The organism is Nitrosomonas sp. GH22, assembly GCF_009833115.1.
GTDB classification, from domain to species: domain Bacteria; phylum Pseudomonadota; class Gammaproteobacteria; order Burkholderiales; family Nitrosomonadaceae; genus Nitrosomonas; species Nitrosomonas eutropha.
In genome coordinates, this window is record NZ_QRCA01000026.1 from 1 (window position 1) to 20,437 (window position 20,437).

A 20,437-nucleotide genomic window follows, 5' to 3' on the forward strand; every position below is an offset into this window, starting at 1 on the left:
CAGTCGATGCCATCGATACTGGGTGCGGTCTGCGCGAACTGCGCGGTAATCGCGTCGAGCATGCGCACATCGCCCTTGCCTTCGCGCAGATAATGCTGATAGGTAGTGCGTGGAAGGTACACGCGGGCATGGAAAAGCCCGCGCGCAGCCTGAACCGCCTCTGTGAACGGCAAGCCTTCCAGCCCATGCAGGGGATTATTGTAAATAAATGTGCGCATCGGCCAGAACAACGGTACAGGCTCGGCAGCCACATAGACCGTGGCATGCACGCGCAAGATCTTGCCTAAGTTCAATGCATCAACCATGTCATGCTCCAAAGAGAAGCGGCCACAATCACGGCCACGGCCAGCAACGCGGCCAGAACAGTCCAGAATACCGGGATGTCGTGCACTGCAGATTTGAAAACATATTCAGCGTGCGGCACTCCAAACAGAAATCCCTGCCATATCTGCGCTCCCGCCCAACTCCACAGCAGCCAAACGATGAGAACACTGACAACGGTCGCAGCATTACTCAGGCTCAACAAATAGATCATCGCGAAAAATACAGGAAATACCGGCGCGCCGAGGGCGGCGAGAACTGAGAGCGTGGTTGCCGCACCCAGACGCGGCATCGCCCGCGCCAAGCCCGGCCGCAGGCCGACGTAGGCATCACCCCAGCGGTTGCACAAGCAATGACTGACCAGAGCTAGCGCCAGCACGGTCACAGATAGGCATGCCATTACCGCGCTCAGCTCTATTGCGCCGGCCCCGCCAATGACGCCGATCCAAGCCAGCGCCCAGGCCGAGCTCGCATAAAATCCGATCCAGATGTCGAGATCGCGAGTCGACAGCATACGCCAAGCATAGAAAAGAGATGTGCCGGTTGCCCACGCAAGCACGGCAGATGTCCATGCCTGTGAAAGATGCATGCTGGCTCCGGAAATCAGCCACACGCCGATTTGCGGCCAAATCAGCAGCAAGGCTGCGCGCAACCACACCAAGCGCACCGCACGCAATACGGTGTTGAAAACCATGCTAAACGGGAATAGTGGCAGAAAAAAAACTGCCAACAATGCCATCAGTGAGATCATCATCGGTGTCGTCTCCATGAATCAAACCCAGCGCAGCCATACGTTCACGCGCTTGGAGCCGTCTTGTAGCATGCGCCCCAGACGCGCAAACACATCAACCACGTAGAACTCGCGCGAGAACAAAGCGTAAAGATTGAGGTAAACGATATTCCTGACCCTCGAACGTCCACCCATATTCGATGAGTCAGCGTACAAAATGACGAGCCATGCTGCCACCAAGATCAAGGTCAGCACCACCACGATGATATCGAAAACAATCAGATCGACTCCTGCTGCGGCATATATCGCATTTACCAGAGTTGCGTCGGGATAGAGGAACTGCTCGAACAGATGCCCTATTATCGTATAACCCACAACGACGATGACAAACGACAGGAAGATCATTCCCATCAACCGCCATGGATTCTCGGTAGACAAACGGTGAATCGAGAAAAAGACCTGGGCACCCGTGATCCAGCCGAAAAACAGCAGAATGACCGCCCCTTGCTTATGCACGAAATCAGCTGCCACCAGCAGATGCGAAAAGCCGAGCACGAAGGCCGGAACTAGCACTGTCACTGCCAATGCGACCAACCAGGGCAGGCGCACCAAGCGCAACGGCTTACGTTCGACTACCGAGGTGTAGATATCGTCAGGAGGCACGCCATCGTTGCGGCGCGCATCGCTGATCACACCACCCGACCCGAGAAACAGCGTAGCCTTGAACAGACCGTGGGCAACAAGATGGTACACTGCGAGCGAAAACGCTCCGAGCCCGCACTCCATCACCATGAAACCCATCTGACCCATCGTTGAGTAACCCAGCGATTTCTTGATATCGTTTTGCGTGAGCATCAGTGCCGATCCAATCAGCGCGGTCAACAATCCAACCGTGAACACCACGTGCAGCACGTCCGACGTGTGTACGAACAAGGGGGCAAAACGGTTGAGCAAAAAGCCGCCGGCGTTGACGATACCAGCATGCATCAGTGCCGACACCGGGGTTGGCCCCTCCATTGTGTACGGCAACCAGGAATGCAGCGGAAACTGCGCGGAACGCGCAAACGCAGCCAACGCCACCAGCATCGCTGCAGTGCTTGTCGCCGGCCAGCCGGCGACTGTCACGTCGGGATTGGCCGCGATGCGCGCGAACAGTTCGGACAACTGCATCGTGCCGTAAGCGTGTCCAAGCACAAGAGCCGCACCGAGCAAAGGCAGGTCGCCGGCGCGATAGGTGATGAAAGTCCAGAACGCATAGCGTCCGCTGGCCGCGCGCGTGGTGTCGTGTCCCAGCAGGAAGTACAGTAGCACCCCCACCAGGAACCAGGACATGACCAGCGTGAGCAAGTCGGATGCGCACACCAGCAGCAAAATGTTCGCCGTCATCAGATCCAGCAACGCGAAGAACCGCGCATAGCTGGGCTCGTCAGCCATATACTGCACCGCGTACATATGCACGATCAAACTAATGCCCGAGACCAGTATCGCCATGACTACGGCTAAGTGATCAAGGATTAAGGCCAGCGGCCCGGCGCGCAACACCAGGACCTGTTCAGCCGGCATTTGCAGTACCGCAATCAAGAGGGCCAGCGCCAGCAGCAGAGTCAATCCCATGAAACCTGTGCTGATCCGCGCCGCCAGATGCTTGGCGGAGCGAGACAGCAACGGTGCGACGACGGCAGAAAGAACCGGCAGGGCCGGCAAAGCCACTAGACAAAACGCGACCCAATCGTTCACGACAGATATGTCCTCGATAAAGGGAAAGAGAAATGCGTCAAGATGTGGACCCGCTCTTCCGGATTGCACTGGACGCCCGTTTCTGAACCGAGGCGAACCCTATCCATCCATTCGCATCGGCAATGCCATCCTAAAGGCAGTCAAAGGATAATGAAAATTTGAAATTCTTATTTAGAACATAAGAAAAAATTATGCTTTACCCGGGCAGTGTAGTCACAAGATATTTGCCCCAAGAGCGATACACCTGATTTGCACGGCAGTAAGAAAGGAAGAGGTATTTTTAGCATATCGTGTAGCAATACCACGCCATCTTTTTAGATGAAGGAAAGTATTTTCAAAGAGATACCTCAGTTTATACAATTCATTATCATAATGATCTTTGCATTTTCCTATTTTTTTGGTGAAATAACAACGTTCATCTTCTGTTTTTTCGCCTGTTCAATAATGAACATTACTGTCATAACCGTAATCAGCCAATAGATAATCGACATCGATTCCTTCATCAGGTGGCCAGCTTGCGTGCAATCAGCAGTGGCATCTTGCGTGACAAGGATTCTGATCGGCATACCATGCGCATCCACAGCCAGATATATTTTGGTGTTGAGCTTCCTTTTGTCCGACTCATATCCTGATTACCACCTCTGGCTCCACTGGCATGGGGGTGAACCTTGCAGTGGCTGGCATCAATCATCAGCTATTCATAATCTGGGTCATCAATCAGAATTTCCAGCAACTTTTCCCAGATACCCTTATCACGCCAGCGAATAAAGCAGCGATGGGTGTTGCTCCAGCCTCCGTAGTCCGGCGGTAAATCCCTCCATGGAGCGCCTGTTCTTATATCCAGAAAACAGCATTGAAAATCGACGATTATCTGCAGCCACCTCTCCCTATACTCCTTCGCGCCCCGGTAAATGACCCTCCAGCAATGTCCATACCTTATCCGAAATATCATGTCTGCGATGTGATTGTGTCATATGAAATCCTTTTGTTTTTTAAAAGAATCTCAAATTTTTAATCTCATGACTACACTATCTAAAAACTTCGCGATGGTGGTTTTGATTTTGTTGTTTCCGACTGGAACATACCCAATATGGATGGATTAGCCATGTTACAAAATGTCCGTGCGGATGATGCATTGAAAGACATCCCCGTGCTAATGATCACCGCCGAAGCCAAGAAAGAAAACATTATTGTCGCGGCTCAAGCCGGCGCAAGCAGGTATATCGCCAAACCTTTTACTGCAGCCACACTCGACGAGAAACTGAACAAAATTCTTCAGAATATGGCGGTACATGCGTAAACCTGGAGTTTTTATTGATTAGTCAATAGGTATTGCCAAAAAATGAACAGCAGCTTGGATACTAATGAAAAAATTGTAGATCATCTGAAATGGGTTACGAGAGTGATATACAGTTGATTGGCCGAGCTTGGACATGATCAGCGTTTGCAACAAATTACATTATTAGCAAAACAACTCAATCTGCCAAATCTACTCCGTTCGCGGTAGAGGATGCCAAGCCCATCCTTGAGAATCTGTCTGCAAACGCCGAAAGTTTACATAAATTATAGAAGCAGATACCTGAAGAAACCGTAACCACCATAGCAAACGAACCTGTTATACATCGTGCACTCAAGCAGACTCTTGATTTTCTGAATGAAGTTCCGGATCAAACGGCTGCCACACAAATCTATCTGACAGAAATTCTGGCAGCACAAAACTTTCATGATCTGACAGGCCAGTTTGTCCAGAGAATCTTGCAAACAATTGAAACAATTGAGAGGGGAAACTCAACAATTGTTGGGAGATACTCCGGCCAGCAAAGAAATAGCAACCAAACCGAGTAACAATCTATTAAACGGCCCGGAAATTAACCCAAAAAACAAGAAGATGTTTACGTCAACCAGGCACAGGTTAATGATCTGCTGGCAAAATTGGGATTCTAAAATCATTATTACAAAAGCAGTTTCTAACTAATGGGGGATAGTTACGTCTTAAAGATGATTACTTGTCATAAAACGTAACTATCCCTGTATCCACATCGTACATTCCACCTTCCAAAGCAATTTCCTTGTTATCCAGCAAAGTAGTCAGATTGCCCAGTTTGATACCGTGGCACGCGCCCTTGACTGCACCACATTTGGAATTCACCTGTTTCTCAATATCACTCCTGCATGTAGAAAAACGATGATAGCCATTTGTGAATCGTTCGATACAAGGCTCGGGGAGGGTTCAATACTTTATAAAAACAGGTAAAAAATTTCTGTATGTTGGATGCATGTTGGGCAAAGGGCGACGAAGCGGCAGAGTTATTTCCAGGCTTCCAGAAACAGATAAACGATCAACTGCAATTTTCAGGGTGACTTATCCGCATTTCTCAAAAGAACCAGTACAGCGCCACTTCCCCCATGTTCAGGCAGCGCCTGGCAAAAAGCGAGCACATCATCATGGCGCATCAGCCAGTTGCCTGTCAGAATTTTTAGTACCGGTCTGCGGTTCTTTGAACTGAGTCCTCTGCCATGAATAACACGTACACAGCGATATCCCTGCAAAATAACAGCCTCCAGAAATGTCATCAATACCCGATACGCTTCATCCCGATTTAATCCATGCAGATCAAGTTCATCCTGAATAGACCAATATCCACGCCGTAGCTTGCGCAAGGTATATCGCTGCAGACCAGGACGGGCAAACGACCATTCATCACCCTCTCCTATCTCTTGCTGATGACCGCCGGGCAAGTCATGGTCAACACAAGGCAGGATTGGTACATGAGGTTGAATAAACAGCCGGCGTTTTGATTGAGAAAGCATCACTTTCCTCCCAGTCTTGGCAAGCGGTTTAACTCCCTGCATAGCCTCGCGGAACAAGGCAGCAGCATCATGGATAGTCTCCTGACTGGATGACGGGTTATCCTTCTCTATACGTAAATATGCGGACAGAAAATTCATGGCACTCAGCTGGATTTTTCAAGATATCTTTCCGCATCCAGAGCAGCCATACAGCCACTGCCGGCACTGGTAACCGCCTGGCGATAAATATGATCCTGCACGTCACCAGCCGCGAATACACCCGGGATACTGGTCGCTGTTGCATTACCCTCGTTCCCACCTTGCGTAATAATGTAGCCATTTTTCATTTCCAGCTGTCCCTGGAATAGATCAGTATTGGGATGATGCCCGATAGCGATGAACACACCCTGCAAATCAAGATCACGTGCCGTATCGTCCCGGACATGACGAATGCGAACTCCGGTAACGCCACTGTCATCACCCTTCACCTCTTCCAGAACGTGATCAAGCGCTAGCTCAATCTTGCCGCTTTGTACCTTTTCCATCAATTTGTCGATCAGATTTTTTTCTGAACGGAACTTGTCACGACGATGTACCACAGTTACCTTACGAGCAATATTAGAGAGATACAACGCTTCCTCTACTGCGGTATTCCCTCCCCCAATGACAGCCACATCCTGATTTTTATAGAAAAACCCATCACAAGTTGCACAGGCTGAAACCCCTTTCCCCATAAAAGCTTCCTCTGAAGGCAGCCCGAGATATTTCGCCGAAGCGCCTGTCGCAATAATCAGTGCATCACAGGTGTAGGTTCCTTGGTCGCCTGTCAGTTCAAACGACTTTCCTGACAATTTGGCGGTATGGATATGATCAAATATGATTTCAGTCTGAAAACGCTCAGCATGCTTCAGAAAGCGCTCCATCAACTCTGGACCCTGCACCCCGGCAACATCCGCCGGCCAGTTATCCACATCCGTCGTCGTCGTGAGTTGCCCACCTTGCGCCATCCCGGTAATCAGCACCGGATTGAGATTCGCCCGTGCAGCATAAATGGCTGCTGTATAGCCGGCTGGGCCGGATCCGAGAATGAGTAATTTGCAATGTCTGGTTGTTGTCATATTGAATAAGAGGTATTTGAATAATTTTTAATTACAGGTTAAAGATTGCGTTCCACCCAGCCCGCCACACTTGTCAGAGCTTGCGGTAGCTTGTCTGGCAGCGTCCCGCCGGCCTGCGCCATATCCGCACGCCCGCCGCCTTTCCCGCCCACCTGTTGCGCAACAAAGTTGATCAGGTCACCTGCTTTGAGCTTTGCTGTCAGATCATTGGTTACACCGGCAATAAGCATTACTTTATCGTCTTCGATGGTACCCAGCACGACAACACACGATTTCAACCGACTCTTGAAATTATCCAGTGTTTCACGCAATGTTCTAACGTTCACATTTTCCAGCGCTGCCGCCAACACTCGTATTCCCTTGATTTCCTGCGCCTGCTCAATCAGGGAAGAACTTTGCATGCCAGCAAGCTTCGATCGCAAAACTGTGATTTCCTTCTCTACTTGTCTGACATGATCCAGCACTTGGGATAACTTCAGAGCAGCTTCGTGTGGTGCTGCCTTGAGCACATCAGAAACCTGTTGCAACTGTTGCTCCTGTTGCTGTGTGTAAGCCAATGCAGCCTCACCCGTCAATGCTTCAATCCGGCGAATACCCGCTGCCACGCCAGATTCAGCAACAATCCGGAAGAAACCGATATCGCCACTGTGTTGCACATGAGTACCACCACATAGCTCGGTTGAAAAATCGCCCATTGATACAACACGTACCGTATCACTGTATTTTTCACCGAATAATGCCATGGCACCTTGCTTGACGGCCTCATCATAGGCCATCAACTGTGTCGCCACCTCATGGTTCTTACGGATTTGCGCATTGACGAGATTTTCAACCTGGCGAATCTCGTTTGCCTGCATAGCACTGTTATGGGAAAAATCGAAGCGCAACCTATCAGCATCAACCAGTGATCCTTTTTGCGTGACATGATTACCCAATATCTGGCGTAATGCAGCATGCAGCAAATGTGTCGCGGAATGATTGTAGGCAGTATTGATTCGAGCAATCGGATTAACCCTGGCGATCACCCGATCACCTGTCACCAGCCGACCACTACTCAGCATTCCGGCATGGCCAAATACCTTGGCCTGAATTTTCTGAGTATCTTTTACGGTAAAAGTGCCGCTACCTGACAGAAGTTCTCCGCTGTCGCCGGCTTGGCCACCTGATTCTGCATAAAAAGGAGTCTGATCCAGCACAACCACAGCTTCATCACCGGCCTCTATGAAATCCACATGGCTGCCTTCCTTATACAACACCAAAATATGCGCTTCATGCTGCAACGTTTCATAGCCGTGAAACTCGGTTGGTAATCCAACATATTCAAGACCCGCCTGCATAGTGAATTTGCCGCTGGCACGTGCGCGATCCCGTTGTTGGGCCATACACATCTCAAATCCGGCCAGATCAATTCCACCTCCCCGTTCACGAGCAATATCCGCAGTCAAATCAACCGGAAAACCGAAGGTATCGTACAGACGGAAAACAACATCGCCCGGAAGCATATTACTTTCCCGAGCCAATGCTGCTTCCAGCACTCCCATGCCATTCTCCAGTGTTTCAGCAAAACGTTCTTCTTCCTGCCTGATAACAGCGATCACATGCTTCTTGGCAGCCATCAATTCCGGATAGGCCTGCCCCATGACATCAACCAGATCATCCACCAGCAAATGAAAAAAGGACTGTTTCTGTCCGAGCCGGTATCCATGCCGAATGGCGCGACGCAGGATACGCCGCAACACATAACCTCGTCCTTCGTTGCCTGGAATCACACCATCCGTAATCAGGAAAGCACAGGCACGGATATGATCAGCAATAACCTTGAGCGAGTTGTTTGACAAATCCTGTTCACCGGTCACTCTGGCAGCCGCTTCAATCAAACAGCGAAACAGGTCGATTTCATAATTGCTGTGAACCTGTTGCATAACAGCTGCAATACGCTCCAGACCCATGCCAGTATCCACCGATGGTTTGGGTAAAGGATGCAGCTCGCCACTGGTATCGCGGTTATATTGCATGAATACCAGATTCCAGATTTCGACATAACGATCACCATCTGCATCCTCGGATCCGGGTGGGCCACCCGCCACTTCCGGGCCATGATCATAAAAAATTTCGGAACAGGGGCCACAAGGCCCTGTCTCCCCCATCTGCCAGAAATTATCTGATGTTGCAATACGCACCAGCCGGGAAGGAGCAATCTTCACCTCATTCAGCCAGATATCCGCTGCTTCATCATCCTCCGCATATACAGTTGCCCATAGCTTATCCTTGGGAATATTTAACGGACCGGTCAGAAATTCCCAGGCAAACAAAATAGCATTACGCTTAAAATAATCTCCAAAGCTGAAATTACCGAGCATTTCAAAAAAAGTATGATGCCGCGCGGTATAACCTACATTTTCCAGATCATTATGCTTGCCACCTGCACGCACGCAACGCTGGGCACTGACGGCACGAACGTAAGGGCGTTTATCCTGACCAAGAAACACGTCCTTGAATTGCACCATACCTGCATTGGTAAACAGCAAGGTGGGGTCATTCCCTGGCACCAGCGGACTGGATGGCACGACGACATGCCCATGTGTCTCAAAAAAATCAAGAAATTTCTGCCTGATTTCACTGCTTTTCATCCTGAAAACCTCATGACTCAATTCTCTATTTCCCGAGCATCACACAAAACCCTGCTTATCACTTCGGAAGGAAAGCCTTTTCCTGCCAAATAACGAATTTGCTTCCCTCGTTCCGCCGGAGTAGACGGAACCCCGCCAAATTTTTTGTACCAAAGCGCTCGTGCACAGCAAAATTCTGTTTGCTCAAAATCTTTCATGGCAGCTTCAATCAGATGATCGGTAATTCCCTTCATTTGCAACTCATAGCGTATTCGCCTGCTTCCATATTTACGACTGCGCGTATGGAGAATCTGCTCAGCTGCCCTTTCATCTGACAGTAGTTTTTGCTGCTCAAGTCTGTCAAGAATATTTTTTATTTCTGCAAGTGTGCACTCATGGCGCGATAGCTTTCTTTCCAGCTCCTGCCGCGAATACTCCCGTCGAGCAAGATATCCCAGCGCGCGCGTATATAAATTCATCTTTATTCGCTAGGAGAAGGTGGAACAGTCCGGTTATTTGTTTCAGCAAGGTCAACTGCCGCACGTATTTTCTGTTCAATCTCATGTGCAAGATCCTTGTGCTCTTTCAGGTAGTCACGCACATTATCTCTGCCCTGCCCGATTTTCTCACCATTATAGGAATACCAAGCGCCGGCTTTCTCGATCAGTTTATGCAACACACCCAGTTCTATAATCTCGCTCTCGCGCGAGATGCCTTCGCCGTACAAAATAGCGAAATCTGCCTGTTTGAAGGGAGGGGCAACCTTGTTTTTAACGACCTTGACACGGGTCTCATTACCAACTATTTCTTCACCACGTTTAATTGATCCGGTACGACGAATATCCAGGCGAACGGAAGCATAAAATTTCAGCGCATTACCACCCGTGGTTGTTTCCGGATTACCAAACATCACACCAATTTTCATGCGTATCTGATTGATAAAAATTACCGTGGTGTTGGTGCGCTTGATATTGGCGGTCAGCTTACGCAAGGCCTGCGACATTAACCTTGCCTGCAACCCCATCTGCGGCTCGCCCATTTCTCCTTCTATTTCAGCGCGGGGCGTCAGTGCCGCAACCGAATCGATTACAACAATATCAACCGATCCGGATCGAACCAGCATATCCGTGATCTCCAGCGCCTGTTCACCGTTATCTGGCTGGGAAATCAGCAATTCCTGTACGTTAACGCCGATTTTTTGAGCATACTGTGGATCCAGTGCATGTTCTGCATCAATAAAAGCGGCTGTTCCACCAAGCTTTTGCATTTCTGCTATCACCTGCAGCGTCAGGGTAGTTTTACCTGAAGATTCCGGACCGTAAATCTCGATAATACGCCCGCGCGGAAGTCCGCCCACACCCAGTGCAATATCCAAACTCAGCGAACCGGTAGATACCACCTGGATATCTTTAGCCACATCGCTATCACCAAGCCGCATGATTGAGCCCTTGCCATACTGTTTTTCAATCTGCGCCAATGCAGCCGTAAGTGCCTTATTTTTGTTTTCGTCCATAGCTATCCCCGAAAAAGACAGCTGAAATTATCGCATATTCAATCTGTAAAAAACGCCATCCAGCATCAACTGCTATGCCGACGCGCTAAATGTCTCCAAAAACTTCAAGCCACTGGCTGGCCTGAGATATAATTCACAGCAAAATCTACAGAGCAGAATGCCGATTTGTCTAACACCGATTACTCACAGGATATCTATGGCACGCGTAGCTTCAGGATGGTTAACATCCAGATAAAAATAAAGGAGGCCAATCATTCGTATCATCTTACTAGGCGCACCAGGCGCGGGCAAAGGCACACAGGCAGGTTTTATCCGCGAACATTTTTCAATTCCACAGATTTCCACCGGCGATATACTCCGCAATGCTGTAAAAGCAGGAACCGAGCTAGGCATAATGGCAAAAAAAATCATGGAATCTGGCGGCCTGGTTTCGGATGAAATCATTATTGATCTGGTCCGCCACCGAATTAAAGAACCTGATTGCACTAACGGCTTTTTGTTTGATGGCTTCCCCCGCACCATTCCTCAGGCCGATGCACTTAGAACGGCCAATGTGCATATAGACTATGTCATCGAAATCGATGTGCCTGATGCTGAGATCATAAAACGTTTATCAGGCCGCCGCGTACACCCGTCCTCGGGTCGGATTTACCATATTGAATTTAACCCGCCAGCAGTTGCTGATCGGGATGATGTGACTGGCGAAGCGCTGGTTCTACGTGATGATGACCGGGAAGAAACCGTGCGCAAACGTCTGCAGGTCTACCATGAGCAGACTCAGCCATTGGCTGGATACTACCTTGAATGGTCAAACAGTAGCGATCCCGATGCACCAGGTTACGTCAAAATTGCCGGAACCGGCAGCGTGGAAACCATACAGGAAAATATTCTCGCAGCGCTCAAACAAACAGGGCAAGCGCTTCTTTGAACCGTTCCCTGTTCCAGACCAGATCATTTGCTGAAAAATGACTAAAGTAAACGTCGGGCAGATTGTAACTACCTGATCAGGCAGCTGGTTTTTCAAAGACTTCTGCTGCGTGACATTTATTTACACGATACGCGGACGAGAAACAGGTTTTGATCAACCAGGAGTGGAGTATGACTATAAAAAATGCATTCTATGCCCAATCTGGCGGTGTAACGGCTGTAATCAATGCTTCAGCGGCAGGTTTACTGGAAACAGCACGTGCACACCCGGATAAAATTGGAAACGTTTATGCCGGTCGCAATGGCATTATCGGGGCACTCACTGAAGACTTAATTGATACCGGCGCAGAGCCCCCCGAAGCAATCCGGGCATTGCGCCACACACCATCCGGCGCTTTTGGCTCTTGTCGCTACAAACTGAAAAGTCTGGAAGATAACCGACGGGAATACGAACGTCTGATAGAAGTATTCAAGGCCCATAATATCGGCTACTTTTTCTATAACGGTGGCGGCGATTCGGCCGATACCTGCCTAAAAGTCTCACAGCTGGCCGATACACTCGGCTATCCAATCCAGGCAATTCACATACCTAAGACAGTTGACAATGATCTGCCTGTCACGGATTGTTGCCCAGGGTTTGGTTCAGTTGCCAAATATGTAGCTGTTTCCATGCTGGAAGCCAGTTTTGATGTCGCCAGTATGGCCAAGACTTCAACCAAAGTGTTCATTCTGGAAGTGATGGGGCGTCATGCTGGATGGATTGCAGCCGCAGGCGGGTTGGCGTCCAGCAAGGATCGCCATGTCCCAATTATCATCCTGTTTCCAGAAGTTACATTCGATGAAGAGAAATTCCTGGCCAAAACGGATCGTTACGTCAAGGAATACGGTTATTGTACGGTGGTGGTATCAGAGGGAGTGAAAGGAGCTGACGGCAAATTTCTGTCCGATCAGGGATTGCGCGATGCGTTTGGACATGCGCAGCTGGGTGGTGTGGCGCCAGTAATCGCAAATATGGTCAGAAATGGCCTGGGATTAAAATATCATTGGGGAGTCGCGGATTATCTGCAGCGTGCTGCCCGGCATATTGCTTCCCGAACAGACGTGGAGCAAGCCTACGCCACAGGCAAAGCTGCCGTGGAATATGCAATTGCCGGATACAATTCGGTGATGCCGACTATCGAACGCACCTCCAATTCGCCCTATACCTGGAAAATCGGTATGGTTGAACTTTCCAAAGTTGCCAATGTAGAAAAAATGATGCCAGCAGACTTTATCAGTGAAGATGGCTTTGGCATTACCGACAAATGCCGCGAATATCTCAGCCCTTTAATCGAGGGGGAAGACTATCCACCCTACAAGAATGGACTGCCCGACTATATTCGGCTTAAAAATACGGCAGTTGCTAAAAAGCTGGCTGAGTTCAAAATTTAATCTGTTTTGTTTTTTAGCAGTAAGAGCATATAAAATATGTGTTTAAGCTATATATACTCAAGCTGTTCACGATTTTGATTGTAGATTGATGCGGGGCTATCAGGCCTGGCTCCGTACATATTTAGGATGGTCTGATTTTAACTGGAGTTCTTTATGGCAAACGGTTTAACGATTGCAATCTGCAGCGCGATACTTGCCCTGATTTTTAGTGGCCTGTGGATTCGGCGTATCTACGCACAACCCGCGGGCAATGCGCACATGCAGGAAATTGCAGCCGCCATACAGGAAGGTGCGTCGGCTTACCTCAAGCGACAATATCTAACCATTGGTATGGTAGGTATGGTTTTATTCCTAATTATCGGCTTGACACTTTCCTGGGATACAGCCTTTGGTTTTGCGCTGGGAGCTATACTTTCCGGCCTGGCCGGTTTCATGGGAATGAATGTCTCGGTTCAGTCCAACGTTCGGACAGCTGAAGCCGCACGCAGCGGATTGAGCGAAGCGTTGGCCATCGCCTTCCGTGGCGGTGCTGTAACCGGGATGCTGGTTGTGGGGCTCGGCTTGCTTGGTGTAGCCGGTTATACAGCGTTGCTGGTCAATGGTGCAGATGTAAGTAGCAATATCAGCAACCTCATCCACCCACTGATCGGTTTTGCTTTTGGTGGCTCACTCATTTCAATTTTCGCACGGCTGGGTGGTGGTATTTTCACGAAAGGCGCGGATGTTGGCGCTGATCTGGTCGGTAAAGTCGAAGCCGGAATCCCTGAAGATGATCCGCGCAATCCGGCAGTGATTGCAGACAACGTAGGCGACAATGTAGGTGACTGTGCCGGGATGGCAGCTGATCTTTTTGAAACCTATGCAGTCACAATCATTGCAACAATGTTGCTGGGTGCTTTATTGTTCCAGACCGAAACTGGCAATGCAGTAGTCTACCCACTCGCACTGGGTGCAGTATCCATCATTGCTTCAATTATCGGCTGCTATTTTGTCAAGATGCGTGAAGGTGGCAAGATCATGAACGCCCTGTATCGCGGACTGGCAGTTGCCGGTGGAATTGCTTTCTTCGCTTATTTGCCGATAACCGTATGGTTTATGGGGGGAGCAACCTTGTCACTGGGCGGTGTCGAAGTCGGGGGCGGCGAGCTGGTCATGCGTCTGTTTGCCAGTACAGCCGTTGGCCTGGCTCTAACCGGTCTATTAGTTATCATCACCGAATACTACACTTCTACTGAATATCCGCCAGTACAGCATATCGCCAATGCTTCCACCACCGGACACGCCACCAATATCATTGCCGGGCTCGGCGTGGGCATGCGTGCTACTGCAGCTCCTGTGCTAGCAATCTGTGCAAGTATCATCATTGCCTATTCACTCGCCGGTCTTTATGGAATTGCGATCGCTGCAACCGCCATGTTATCCATGACCGGGATCATCGTAGCACTGGATGCCTATGGTCCGATTACTGACAACGCTGGCGGTATTGCTGAAATGTCGGGTATGCCCGAATCCGTCCGTGCCATTACCGACCCGCTGGATGCGGTAGGCAACACCACCAAGGCCGTTACCAAAGGCTACGCGATTGGCTCGGCCGGCCTGGCTGCACTGGTGCTGTTCGCCGACTATACTCACGGACTAGAACATGCTGACAAACTGCTTACCTTTGATTTATCTAATCACCTGGTGATTATTGGGTTATTTATTGGCGGCATGGTCCCTTTCCTGTTTGGTGCAATGTCGATGGAAGCGGTTGGTCGTGCAGCAAGCTCTGTTGTAATTGAAGTACGTCGCCAATTCAAAGAAATCCCGGGAATCATGGATGGTACGAGTAAACCTGATTACTCCCGTGCGGTCGATATGCTGACCAAGGCAGCGATTCGGGAAATGATCATTCCATCCTTGCTGCCTGTACTGATACCAGTGCTGGTCGGAGTTTTCCTCGGCCCGCAGGCTCTGGGAGGTGTATTGATGGGCTCAATCATTACGGGCTTGTTCCTTGCTATCTCCATGACTGCTGGTGGCGGAGCATGGGATAATGCAAAGAAATATATCGAAGACGGAAATTATGGTGGCAAAGGCAGTGATGCCCACAAAGCTGCTGTAACGGGTGATACGGTTGGTGATCCTTACAAGGATACTGCGGGCCCGGCTATTAACCCACTTATCAAAATTATCAATATCGTAGCACTACTGATTATTCCGCTACTATAATTAGAAGTTAGGCTCCACTGCTAAAAAGCCCGCCAAATCTGGTGGGCTTTTTCGTACATCCTGCAAAAAGATCCATTCAAAGATAAAACGCTCTGTTTATCAGTAAACGTATTCAGAATCCCAGATTAATAATCTACAATACCAGCTCTATTCCACGTTTTAACTATTGGCCTCTCTACTCATCTTCACTCGCATGAGGTTAGATAATTTTTAAACTAATTCTGTCTTACAGTACCCTTCTGGATACTACAAACAAAGATAGAAATTTTCACATACGAAAGGCAGAAACTGATCTGCTGTCAAACAGAAGCATCCACACTTGCAATAGCTCGCACATTTCCTACCACCACATGCTGTGCCGGAATTTATGGTTTCTATAGTCCGATCATCCGATCACCCACTTTGATCTTTCGTGCTGCAAACCAACCAGAATTCATTTCAAGTGCATATCGTGCTGCACTGGTCGAGCAGTGTGGAGCGAGTGTTTCAGATGCCATTTCAGCGAGATTGATGATCTTTCCCGTTTCATCTAAGAAAGCGACACTCAAAGGGATAACGGTATCTTTCATCCACATGCAATGAATACCGGGAGCTGGAAAAACAAAAAGCATACCACTATTTTTTGGCAGATTACGTCGATGCATCAGCCCAATCATGCGAGCCGAGGCAGTATCCGCCAGCTCGACAGTAATTACGTGATCCAGAATACTGAGCTTCATGATTGGTAATTGTTGATTTTCGGCACCGGCTGTATTCAATACACTGATTATCAACAGTACAGTGAAACAGGCTCTCAGCATTTGCCGGTACTACCGAATCCCTGCTCTCCGCGCTGACTGTGCTGAAAATCATTCACCACATTAAAGCTGGCTTGTATCACCGGAACGATGACCAGTTGCGCAATCCGCTCCAATGGTTCCAGTACAAATGTAGTCTGTCCCCGATTCCAGCAGGAAACCAGGATTTGTCCCTGATAATCCGAATCAATCAGCCCCACCAGATTACCCAGCACGATTCCATGTTTATGCCCCAAGCCGGAACGTGGCAGAACCACGGCAGCGAAACCAGGGTTAGCTAGATGAATAGCTATCCCGGAGGGAATCAGGAGTGTCTCACCCGGGTGAATCTCAGTGCGTTCATCAATGCAGGCGCGCAAATCCAGGCCAGCCGATCCGGGTGTGGCATAACCGGGAAAGCAATCTTTCAGACGTGGATCGAACAGTTTGATATCAACTTGTTTCATTGCGATAATTCATCCTTTGTGTTTATCGTAGAGGCCGGCAATGTGCGCCATCACCAGCCTTGCTTGTGCATTCTTGTCAGCTCTTGGCAAATAATGTGATCCGTCATCATCCAGTAGAATCAGTGCACTCTCATTTGTGCCAATGGCTTCTACAGCATTGTTAGCAACAATCAGTGGTAATTTTTTCCTTTTTCTTTTTTCTTCCGCATATTGTTGGACGGCATCCGTTTCTGCCGCGAATCCGACACAAAACGGAGGATTGGACAGGCTGGCCACATATTGCAAAATATCCGGATTGGGAATCAGTGTCAGTGTAATATCCGCCGCTGTCTTTTTCAGCTTGAAAGAATGCTGTTCAGCCGGACGGTAATCCGCAACTGCTGCCACACTGATAAAGATATCACTGCTGCTCACTTCATCTTTGACAGCAGCAAACATTTCTTCAGTACTAACAATACGAATAAGTTTGTGGACGGCCGGAAATGGCAGGCAGATTGGGCCGCATACAAGCGTCACTTGTGCTCCAGCTGCAAGCGCAGCTTGCGCAATTGCCAATCCCATTTTCCCGGAACTCCGGTTGGTTAACCCCCTGACCGTATCAATCGCTTCAAAAGTAGGCCCGGCTGTAATCAGTACCCGCCTGCCATCAAGATATTTGGGCTGGAAGAAACTTTGTACCGCATCCAGCAAATTCTTCGGCTCCAGCATGCGCCCTGTCCCGGTTTCTCCACAAGCCTGATAACCACTACCCGGGCCGAGTACTGTGATCCCATCCTGTTGCAAGGTAGCCAGATTACGTCGAGTTGCAGCGTTTTCCCACATTTGTAAGTTCATGGCGGGGGCGATCAGCAAAGGACAGTTTCGTGCTAAACAAAGCGTAGAAAGCAAATCATCAGCCAAGCCATGCGTGATTTTGGCAATGAAATCCGCACTCGCTGGTGCAATCAAAATCGCATCTGCTTCCCGGGAAAGATTGATATGTGCCATGCTGTTTGGTACATCAGTATCCCAAAGCTCAGTAAATACTTTTTTGCCTGTTAACCCCTGAAACGTGGCTATGCCGACAAACCGGCAAGCAGATTCAGTCATTACAACCTGTACCTCCACTCCTTCCTGCATCAGCAACCGGGTCAGTTCTGCTACCTTATAGGCAGCAATACCGCCTGTTACTCCCAATAACAGGCGCTTTCCTGCAAGCGAGCAAGTTGAAATCATGACAATAAATCTATATTCAGTTGGTTAGATATATTTTTGAATAAAAACAAATAGCTATTCATTTTTACCCAGAATGACCGTTCATTCGTATCACTAAATTAAACACACTCATTTTTACAGGATTCATTTAAATATGGCAATCTCAGACTGGCCGGAAGCCGAACGTCCACGGGAAAAGTTAATCCAGAAAGGTGCAACCGTACTTTCCGATGCGGAATTACTGGCTATTTTTCTGCGTACCGGGATTACCGGAAAAAGTGCAGTTGAGCTGGCACGCAATCTGTTGACTCATTTTGGCAGCCTGACAAAACTATGTGCAGCGAATTTACACGAATTCAGTAAATTGCCTGGAATGGGGCCGGCAAAATTTGCACAATTGCAGGCAGTTATGGAAATGGCAAGACGTGCACTGGCAGAAGAGCTCAAAAGCGGTGACATTATGGATTCACCACAGTCTGTGCGCAGTTATCTCCGTCTTAGCCTGGGAGGAAAGCCACATGAAGTTTTTGTCGGTATTTTTCTGGATGCCAGACACCGAACCATAATGATCGAAGAACTATTTCGCGGTACACTCACCCAAGCCAGTGTTTATCCACGTGAAGTAGTCAAGCGCGCCCTGTATCATAACGCAGCCGCCATGATTTTTGCGCACAATCACCCTTCCGGAGTTGCCGAACCCAGCAGGGCAGATGAAATGTTGACTCAATCTCTCAAACAGGCGCTTGCGCTGGTGGATGTGAAAGTGCTTGATCACTTTGTAATTGGCAATAATGAAACCGTATCATTTGCAGAACGGGGCTTGATTTAAATTGAAAAAACATATCTCTACAAGCTATAATGCAAGGCTTCAGTATTTTAATGACAGGAGTTAGTAACATGGCGCGTGTATGTCAAGTCACGGGAAAGCGTCCCATGAGCGGCCATCATGTCTCTCATGCAAACAACAAAACCAAACGCCGCTTTCTGCCCAACCTTCAGTCACGCCGCTTTTGGTTAGAAAGTGAAAATCGCTGGATACGTTTACGTCTTACCAATGCCGCGTTACGTACCATAGATAAAAACGGCATCGATGTAGTAATTGCCGACATGCGTGCGCGCGGAGAACGTATCTGATTGACACTCGGCAAGACGACGAACCAAGGAAGGTGTATTTATGCGTGAAAAAATAAAACTGGAATCCTCAGCAGGTACTGGTCACTTTTATACCACGACCAAAAACAAGCGTGCCAACCCGGAAAAGTTGGAGCTCAAAAAGTTTGATCCGGTAGCAAGAAAACATGTTATGTACAAAGAAACAAAACTAAAATAAATTGTTACCAGCAATAAAAAACCCGCTTTTAGCGGGTTTTTTATTGCTTAACTTACATCCTTCCGAAGCAGAAAGAAAGTATTATGCATAGCATCTTAGTCTGCGTGAAAAATTCTCCAGCAGCTCAATACCACTTTCTTCTGCGCGCCGACACCAGTCTTCAAGTTGCTTGAGCAACTCATCCTTGGTTGCCGCTGACCGTTCCCATATCGCAGACAGCTCTTCTCTCATACGATAAAGCGTATCCAGCTTCTGAGTATGGCTCAACACCTGATCCAGCTTGGTACGTTCCTCTTCCTTCAAGGTTTTCGCATCAGCCAGTATCCAGTTTTTCAGAGTTGAGCCATCTACACCAAGCTCAACCGCTGCTTGCTGTAAAGATGACAGCTCATTCTTGAATGCAATTTTCAATGATTTGGTATATTTCGCTAACACCTCATATCGATGGGAAATAACCGCCTGCAATGTCTCCAGATCACACTGGGTTTTGGCTTTATTAAGTTGCAGCTTGGGAGCTGTTTTTTTCACCTTCGCCAATCCCATCATTTCCAGTATGCGGATATACATCCAACCGATATCAAACTCATACCACTTGTTGGACAATCTGGCAGAGGTTGGGTAGGCATGGTGATTATTATGCAACTCTTCCCCACCAATCAATATCCCCCATGGGCTAATATTGCGACTCGCATCCCCAGGACGGAAATTGCGATAACCCCAGTAGTGGCCAATGCCGTTGATGACACCCGCTGCAAATACCGGTGTCCACATCATTTGTACAGCCCAGATCGATAAACCGATCGGACCGAACAATACCACATTGATGATTAGCATTAATGCGATACCTGCCACACTATGTTTGGAATACACATTACGCTCCATCCAATCATCCGGGGTACCATGCCCGTAGCGATCAAGTGTTTCCTGATTTTTGGCCTCGATCTTGTAGAGCTCTGCTCCTTCACTCAATACCTTTCTAATCCCAAAAATTTGCGGACTGTGAGGATCATCCACAGTTTCACATTTTGCATGATGCTTCCGATGGATTGCCGCCCACTCCTTAGTTACCATCCCAGACGATAACCACAGCCAGAAACGGAAAAAATGGCTAGGTATGGGGTGCAAATCCAATGCCCGATGTGCCTGATGACGATGCAAAAAGATAGTAATACTGGCAATCGTTATGTGGGTAAACACCAGTGTCACAATAATATATCCCCACCACGGCAGATCAATAAGTCCAGTTAACAATACCGATGCGATATCCATATCTGTAAATGTTC

General features: G+C 48.6%; 20 protein-coding genes and 2 pseudogenes. 8 read left to right on the forward strand and 14 right to left on the reverse strand.

Features of this window, described 5'->3' with window-relative positions:
• The 4 genes and pseudogenes from ABF86_RS08395 to ABF86_RS08410 form a co-directional block, all read right to left on the reverse strand.
• On the reverse strand, positions 1–305 hold a 305-nt coding region (locus ABF86_RS08395; RefSeq protein ID WP_160803533.1), incomplete at its 3' end, for a putative inorganic carbon transporter subunit DabA.
• A complete protein-coding gene (locus tag ABF86_RS08400; RefSeq protein WP_143000368.1) occupies positions 290–1,090 on the reverse strand; it encodes a hypothetical protein in 801 nt (266 codons plus the stop codon). The genes ABF86_RS08400 and ABF86_RS08395, both read right to left, overlap by 16 nt.
• 3 nt (positions 1,091–1,093) lie before the next feature.
• Positions 1,094–2,788, reverse strand: coding sequence for a proton-conducting transporter membrane subunit (locus ABF86_RS08405; protein ID WP_074455569.1), 1,695 nt, complete (start codon positions 2,786–2,788; stop codon positions 1,094–1,096).
• A 213-nt stretch (positions 2,789–3,001) separates the two neighbouring features.
• Positions 3,002–3,762, reverse strand: a pseudogene (locus tag ABF86_RS08410) (IS5 family transposase).
• A 62-nt stretch (positions 3,763–3,824) separates the two neighbouring features.
• On the opposite strand from ABF86_RS08410, the pseudogene ABF86_RS08415 reads away from it, so the two are divergent.
• Together ABF86_RS08415 and ABF86_RS12860 are read left to right on the forward strand one after the other, a co-directional pair.
• Positions 3,825–4,088: pseudogene (locus ABF86_RS08415) on the forward strand (response regulator); the annotation flags it as partial.
• 350 nt (positions 4,089–4,438) lie between these two features.
• Positions 4,439–4,633, forward strand: coding sequence for a protein phosphatase CheZ (locus ABF86_RS12860; protein WP_240142284.1), 195 nt, complete (start codon positions 4,439–4,441; stop codon positions 4,631–4,633).
• A gap of 157 nt (positions 4,634–4,790) precedes the next feature.
• Here the strand turns inward: ABF86_RS12860 and ABF86_RS12445 are convergent, their stop codons facing one another.
• From ABF86_RS12445 to recA, 6 genes are all read right to left on the reverse strand, one after another.
• Positions 4,791–4,937 (reverse strand): hypothetical protein, encoded by a 147-nt coding sequence (locus ABF86_RS12445; protein ID WP_011633888.1) that lies wholly within the window; start codon positions 4,935–4,937, stop codon positions 4,791–4,793.
• 203 nt (positions 4,938–5,140) lie between these two features.
• Positions 5,141–5,737, reverse strand: coding sequence for a Smr/MutS family protein (locus ABF86_RS08425; RefSeq protein WP_110332542.1), 597 nt, complete (start codon positions 5,735–5,737; stop codon positions 5,141–5,143).
• A gap of 5 nt (positions 5,738–5,742) precedes the next feature.
• Entirely contained in the window at positions 5,743–6,696 is a 954-nt protein-coding gene (trxB, locus tag ABF86_RS08430; RefSeq protein WP_160803534.1) for a thioredoxin-disulfide reductase, read from the reverse strand.
• 38 nt (positions 6,697–6,734) lie between these two features.
• Positions 6,735–9,326: an alanine--tRNA ligase gene (gene alaS, locus ABF86_RS08435; RefSeq protein WP_011633885.1), complete on the reverse strand. Its 2,592-nt coding sequence runs from the start codon at positions 9,324–9,326 to the stop codon at positions 6,735–6,737.
• 17 nt (positions 9,327–9,343) lie between these two features.
• Positions 9,344–9,784 (reverse strand): recombination regulator RecX, encoded by a 441-nt coding sequence (gene recX, locus ABF86_RS08440; RefSeq protein WP_011633884.1) that lies wholly within the window; start codon positions 9,782–9,784, stop codon positions 9,344–9,346.
• Between the two features lie 2 nt (positions 9,785–9,786).
• The gene (gene recA, locus ABF86_RS08445) at positions 9,787–10,818 is read right to left on the reverse strand and encodes a recombinase RecA (protein ID WP_011633883.1); all 1,032 of its coding nucleotides are present in this window, start codon (positions 10,816–10,818) and stop codon (positions 9,787–9,789) included.
• Positions 10,819–11,071: 253 nt separating this feature from the next.
• Between recA and adk the strand changes: the two genes are divergently transcribed.
• The 3 genes from adk (at position 11,072) to ABF86_RS08460 (ending at position 15,387) form a co-directional block, all read left to right on the forward strand.
• Positions 11,072–11,746: an adenylate kinase gene (adk, locus tag ABF86_RS08450; RefSeq protein WP_074455546.1), complete on the forward strand. Its 675-nt coding sequence runs from the start codon at positions 11,072–11,074 to the stop codon at positions 11,744–11,746.
• 170 nt (positions 11,747–11,916) lie between these two features.
• Positions 11,917–13,176, forward strand: a complete 1,260-nt coding sequence (locus tag ABF86_RS08455) for a 6-phosphofructokinase (RefSeq protein ID WP_074684843.1) — start codon at positions 11,917–11,919, stop codon at positions 13,174–13,176.
• Positions 13,177–13,329: 153 nt separating this feature from the next.
• Positions 13,330–15,387, forward strand: coding sequence for a sodium-translocating pyrophosphatase (locus ABF86_RS08460; RefSeq protein ID WP_074684844.1), 2,058 nt, complete (start codon positions 13,330–13,332; stop codon positions 15,385–15,387).
• Positions 15,388–15,761: 374 nt separating this feature from the next.
• On the opposite strand, the gene ABF86_RS08465 is transcribed toward ABF86_RS08460, so the two are convergent.
• The 3 genes from ABF86_RS08465 to coaBC form a co-directional block, all read right to left on the reverse strand.
• Complete coding sequence (locus tag ABF86_RS08465; RefSeq protein ID WP_240142283.1) at positions 15,762–16,106, reverse strand: DUF192 domain-containing protein; 345 nt, start codon at positions 16,104–16,106, stop codon at positions 15,762–15,764.
• A 74-nt stretch (positions 16,107–16,180) separates the two neighbouring features.
• Complete coding sequence (gene dut / locus ABF86_RS08470) at positions 16,181–16,630, reverse strand: dUTP diphosphatase (protein WP_074684846.1); 450 nt, start codon at positions 16,628–16,630, stop codon at positions 16,181–16,183.
• 9 nt (positions 16,631–16,639) lie between these two features.
• Positions 16,640–17,845, reverse strand: a complete 1,206-nt coding sequence (gene coaBC / locus ABF86_RS08475; protein ID WP_011633878.1) for a bifunctional phosphopantothenoylcysteine decarboxylase/phosphopantothenate--cysteine ligase CoaBC — start codon at positions 17,843–17,845, stop codon at positions 16,640–16,642.
• A 133-nt stretch (positions 17,846–17,978) separates the two neighbouring features.
• Here coaBC and radC point away from each other — a divergent pair, with 133 nt between their 5' ends.
• The 3 genes from radC to rpmG all read left to right on the forward strand — a co-directional run bounded on the left by radC (position 17,979) and on the right by rpmG (position 19,154).
• Positions 17,979–18,653, forward strand: coding sequence for a DNA repair protein RadC (gene radC, locus ABF86_RS08480; RefSeq protein WP_011633877.1), 675 nt, complete (start codon positions 17,979–17,981; stop codon positions 18,651–18,653).
• Positions 18,654–18,721: 68 nt separating this feature from the next.
• Entirely contained in the window at positions 18,722–18,958 is a 237-nt protein-coding gene (gene rpmB / locus ABF86_RS08485) for a 50S ribosomal protein L28 (RefSeq protein ID WP_011633876.1), read from the forward strand.
• A gap of 40 nt (positions 18,959–18,998) precedes the next feature.
• Complete coding sequence (gene rpmG, locus ABF86_RS08490; protein WP_011633875.1) at positions 18,999–19,154, forward strand: 50S ribosomal protein L33; 156 nt, start codon at positions 18,999–19,001, stop codon at positions 19,152–19,154.
• 81 nt (positions 19,155–19,235) lie between these two features.
• Here rpmG and ABF86_RS08495 read toward each other — a convergent pair whose 3' ends face one another.
• Complete coding sequence (locus ABF86_RS08495; RefSeq protein ID WP_011633874.1) at positions 19,236–20,423, reverse strand: fatty acid desaturase; 1,188 nt, start codon at positions 20,421–20,423, stop codon at positions 19,236–19,238.
• Positions 20,424–20,437 lie beyond the last annotated feature (14 nt).